Source organism: Arcobacter pernae (assembly GCF_049472135.1).
GTDB lineage: Bacteria > Campylobacterota > Campylobacteria > Campylobacterales > Arcobacteraceae > Arcobacter_B.
In genome coordinates this window covers 1-5,973 of sequence record NZ_JBMOVV010000024.1, presented here as the reverse complement: position 1 = coordinate 5,973, position 5,973 = coordinate 1, and the positions used below count along the sequence as shown (strand labels likewise).

General features: G+C 30.0%; 1 protein-coding gene. It reads left to right on the top strand.

The genetic code is table 11. From position 1 onward, the window contains the following. Positions 1-5,968, top strand: a 5,968-nt coding sequence (locus ACH5BF_RS14140) for a beta strand repeat-containing protein (protein ID WP_423274890.1), incomplete at its 5' end; no start/stop codon positions are given. Positions 5,969-5,973 lie beyond the last annotated feature (5 nt).

Here is a 5,973-nt window from a genome sequence, read left to right as displayed (position 1 = left end):
GTCAAATATCCTAGGTGGAACAACATCATTAACAATAACAGCAGGAACAGGAATTGGAACAAACTCTGATGATATAGATACAACAGTAGCAAATATCACACTAACAAATAATACAAGTGGTGATATATACCTACAAGAAACAGATACACTAGAAATAAAAGGAATCACACAAAATAGTAGTGATGGTGTAATAAATATTGTTGTTGACTCAGGAGATATTACACAAAGTGGAAATATTACATCAGTAAATGGAGATATAAGTGTAATAGCTACATCTGGAAGTATCATAATGAATGATATAAAAGAGACAAACTCAACAGCAGGAAATATTACATATAACGCAAGTTCAAATGTAGAAGTAGCAATTATCAATACAACAGGAAATGTAACAGTAATAGCAGGATTAGCAATAAGTGATAACTTAAGTAGTGAAAATGCAAATATCACAGCAAATGAAGCAACATTAAGTGCAACAACAGGAATAGGAACAAATAGTGATGAAATAGATACAGATGTATCAACAATCTCTTTAACAAATATAACAAGTGGAGATATATTCCTAGAAGAAGATGATGACTTAATAATTTCTTCAATTAATTCACAAGGTACAAACGGTGATGTAGTAATCGTAACAGAAGAAGGAACAATTACAACAACAGGAACAATAACAACAAATACAAGTTCAGATGGAGATATATTACTTCAAGCAATAGGAACAGCATCTGATATCACAATAGGAGCAGCCTTATTAAGTACAGGTAATGTTTCATTAAACGCAGGAAGAAGTGTAAACCTAAATGCAAATGTAACAACATCAACAAGTAGTAAAACAATAGATGTTCTTGCAAATAATTCAATAACAATGATAGATGGAACAACTATCCAAACTAATGATGGAAATATCATTATAGAAGCAACAAATGGAAGTGTAACTACAGATAGCGTAAATGCAGGAACAGCAGATGTAGGTATTTATGCAGGAACAACACTAAGTGATATAGATGGAAGTTCATTAATTACAGCAAATGAGTTATTGATAAAAACAGGAAGTACAATAGGTGAAGGAAGTAATCACTTAAATACAGCAGTAGATGAAATAACAGTAAATAGTGGATCAGATGTATATATCACAGAAGCAAATGCAATAGAAGTAAATAGTGTAGATGTAGAGGTAAATAGAGTGGATGTTACAGGAGTAGCTACGCTTACAACAAGTTATGATACACAGTCTGATATAACAACAGGCGGAAGCTTAGTACTACAAACAGAAAACGGAAGTATAACAACAGTAGTAAATGATGGAGATATAATAACAGGTGGAAATACACTGTTAAAGACATCAGAGACAGCAGAGGGAATAAATAGTGATTCAGATATAACATTAGGTGGAAGTATAAGTATTACGAATGGAGATATAAGTATTTCATCAAGTGATAATGTAAATATCAATAATAATATCATTTCAAATACAACAAGTAAAACAATAGATGTTTTAGCAAGTAGTAATATAACAATGGCAGATGGAACAACAGTTTCAAGTARTGATGGTAATATYARTATTGAAGCAAGTAGTGGAAATRTAATAAGTGAAACTATTAACGCAGGAACTGGTTCAGTAGCATTAAAAGCAACAGGAACAATAAACGATATAGATTCTTCTTCTTTAATCACAGCTCAAAGCTTACTAATAGATGCTTCAGATAAAGTAGGAACAACAAGTAATCATATAAATACAGATATTGTAAAATTAAGTGCAAATGCAGGAACAGGTTTATATATCACAGAGAATAATGGTGTAATAGTTGATAGTGTAGATGTAGAAGTAAGTAGAGTTGCAGATACAGCAATAGCAACAGAAACAACAAATGATGCACAAGAGAAATTAATCTCAACAGAAGAACTAGTATTAGTTGCAACTTTAGGAAATATAGAGGTAACAAGTAATAGTTCAAATGATGTAAGCTCAAATGGTGATACATTAATTAGTGCATTAGATGGAGCAGTTACATTAAGTGATGATTTAACAACAGGAACTGGAAACTTAAGTATCTTAGCAAATACAACATTTGCACAAAATTCAAATATTACAACAAGTGGAACTGTAGATGTACAAGCAAATACTTCAATTACAATGGCAGATGCAACTACAACAGATGCGACTAATTCAAATATAAGATATAGTACAGCAGGTGAGTTAAGCTTAGCAAAATTAACAACAACAGCAGATATATCTATAAAAGCAGATTCAGTAAGTGATAGTAATGCAAATACAAATAATATTACAGCAGATGAGTTAAGATTAGAGGTTACTAATTCAACAGGATTAGGAACAAATCATATAGAAACAGATGTTGCAGAACTTAGTTCAAATGGTGGAAGCTTATTTGTAACAGAAGCAAATGATATAACAATAAATCAAACAAGCCAAATAGTAGTTCAAAGAGTTGGAAGTGATACAACATTAACGACAATAAATACAACAGATGCAATACAAAGTGATATAAATTCAAGTGGAGATTTAGTACTACAAACAGAAAACGGAAGTATAATAACAGTAGTAAATGATGGAGATATAATAACAGGTGGGAATACACTGTTAAAAACATCAGAGACAGCTGAGGGAACAAATAGTGATTCAGATATAACATTAGGTGGAAGTGTAAGTATCACAAATGGAGATATAAGTATTTCATCAAGTGATAATGTAAATATCAATAATAATATCATTTCAAATACAACAAGTAAAACAATAGATGTTTTAGCAAGTAGTAATATAACAATGGCAGATGGAACAACAGTTTCAAGTAGTGATGGTAATATTAGTATTGAAGCAAGTAGTGGAAATATAATAAGTGAAACTATTAACGCAGGAACTGCTGATGTGATAATAAATGCAGGAGATAAGATATCAAATATAGATAATAACTCTTTAATTACAGCAGATAAATTATTATTAAATGCAGGAAATTCTATAGGAAGCTCTTTAAATCATATAAATACAACTGTAAATACATTAAGTGCAAATGCAGATACTAATGATGCTAATACAACAGATGATAATGATATTTTTGTAACAAATACACAAGCTTTAATCATTGATAGTATTACTATAGATATAAATAGAGTTGATAGTACTGCAACAATAGATAGCAATACAGAAGGAACAACACAAGAAGATGTTTCAACTGGTGATAATGGAAATATTGTAATAAAAGCAACTAGTATTACAGTTGAGGGTGGAAGTGATACTTTAGGATTAAATGCAGTTGGAACAGGAAATGTAAAATTAAATGCAATTTCTGGAGATATTACATTAAATGATAGTGTAAATGCTGGAAGTGGTGATGTTACAGTTTTAGCTGGAACTAATATTGTTCAAGCAGGGGATATTTTAACTACAGATGGTACTGTAGATGTAGAAGCAACTGCTAGTTCTATTAGTATGAGTGATGGTGTAAAAACAAGTTCAAATGAAAATATAAGATATGAAGCTTCAACAAGCTTATCTTTAGGATTAATAACAACAAGTAAAAATGTATCACTAGTTGCAGGAACTATAATTGACAGTGCAAATGTAGATAGTAGTGATACAACAGTAGACATTGAAGCAAAAGAGTTAAGAATTGAAACTACTGATTTATCAGGTGGATTAGGAATTGGTGCTAACCATATAGAAACAACAGTTGAAGTAATAAGTGTAAAAACTGGAACAAGTGGAGTATTTATAAGTGAAACTGATGATATTTTAGTTGATGAAATTGAAGATACAGAAGCTTCATCAGATGGAATAAGTGTAAATAGAGTACTAGATACAGCCCTTGTAACAGCTTCTGTAGTAAATGATGCAAGTCAAAGTGATATAGTAACAACTGGAAGTTTAGTATTACAAACTTTAGATGGAAGTATAACTACTGTTGTTAATAATGGAGATATAAGTACTGGTGGAAACACACTTTTAAAAACTATAGATGAAGATGATAATGCTGATAATATTAATATCAATTCGAATATAACTTCATCAAGTAATATCTCAATTGTTTCAGCTCAAAACTTTAATTTAGCAGCAAATGCAAAAGTTGAATCTACTGGAACAGCTTCTACAATAGATATTTTTATAAGTAGCGTTGATGGTAATGTATCATTAGAAGATACAAGTTCTATTATTTCAAATGATTCAAATATTAGAGTAAAAGCAAATGATATTAAACTTTCATCTATTGATGCAGGAACAGCTTCTATTTCTTTATATTCTTTAGGAAATATTACTGATAATGGAGATACAACTACAGATTTAGTTTCTAAAAACTTAAGAGTTTTTGCACAAAATGGTGGAGCAGGAAATGACTCTACAACTATAAATAGCTTAGATATTGATGTTGATAATATCACTGCAAATGTAGGTGTAAATGGTATTTATATAGAAGACTTAGATGATTTAACAGTTACATATATTAATGATATTAGTGTAAATAGTGTAAATTCACAAGCTTTAGTTACTTCTCAAAGAACAGATGAAATCCAAGAAGATATTAAATCTAAAGATAGTGGGGTTATTTCGATTACTTCTAATAATAATCTTACTATTACAGAAGGTTTATTAATCGACCCAAGTACAAATGCAAATATTGATGATGGCTTAGGTATTAATGGAACAGGTTTAGTTAGTCTAAAAAGTAATTTAGGTGATATTATTTTACAAAGTGGAGTTTCAACAACAACTACAGCAACTTTAGAAGCTACAGTTGGTACTATTTTAGATACAACCACTACTTCAATTATTGTAAATACATTAAATTTAAGAGGGGAAAATGTAGGTAGTTCAAGTAACTATCTAAACACAGAAGTAGAAGTATTAAATGCAGAGGTAAATACAGATATATACCTAGAAGAGAAAGATGATTTACAAATAGGTACAGTAAATGCGACAAATATGAAAGTAATTTCAAACTCAAATATAGAGAATAAAGATACAACATCATTAGTAAAAGTAGATAAGTTAACAATAGATGCATTAAATGTAAACCTGAATACAGAAATAAAAACAATAAACGCAAATGTAGTAAATGATATAACAATAAATGAGAAAGATAATCTGTTTGGAACAATCATAGCAGAAGACTTAATCTTAGATGTAGCATTCTCAACACTTCTAACAGATGTAGAGACAATAACTGTAAACTCAAGTGATTCAGTATATGTAACACAAATAGATGATGTAATAGTAAAAGATTCAAACGCAACAAATATCTTAGCAATAGAAAGCTCAAATGGAGATCTATACTTAGATAAATTAACAGCTAATACAGTAACAGTAAAAGTATCAGAAGAAAAAAGAATACTAGATAATAATGGTGAATTAATAAATGTAGAATCTCAAAACCTAAATATGCTAGGGAAAGGGGCATATACAGAAGGAAATAAAGTAAGCCCAGAAACAATAGAAACAATGGCAAAAGAGGCTATAGAGATAGACACAACAAAATTATATTTAGGAAATTATGATAAAGCTAAAATAAAAAATAATACAATAAATGATACAATGTACGGCTTATTAATAGAGAGAGATAATTACTCAATGCAATATGTAGCAGTAAGTGAGTTTGATAAAGAAGTAACAGAGATAGAAACACAGTTATCAGAAGGGATGGAAGATATCGTAATGTGGGAGTTTGAAGCAGCGATAAACTACCAAAACTTAAATCAATCAAGTAATATAAATAGCGCATATAATGAGTATGTAGTAAGAAATACACAAATAACACAGAATGATAATATAAGAGCATTAAGAAGCTTTGAAGTGCAAAATGTGAGTACAGTAGCAGAGCATGAGGTAATAATGCCAAGTGTAGAATATAGTACGTATACAAGTTCAATAGGATTTATAGATATAGAGAGAATGAGTAGTAATATCTTGTTTGACTATGATGAGGAAGAGTATGAGTTATGGACAGAAGATTTAGTTTTATAATAAAA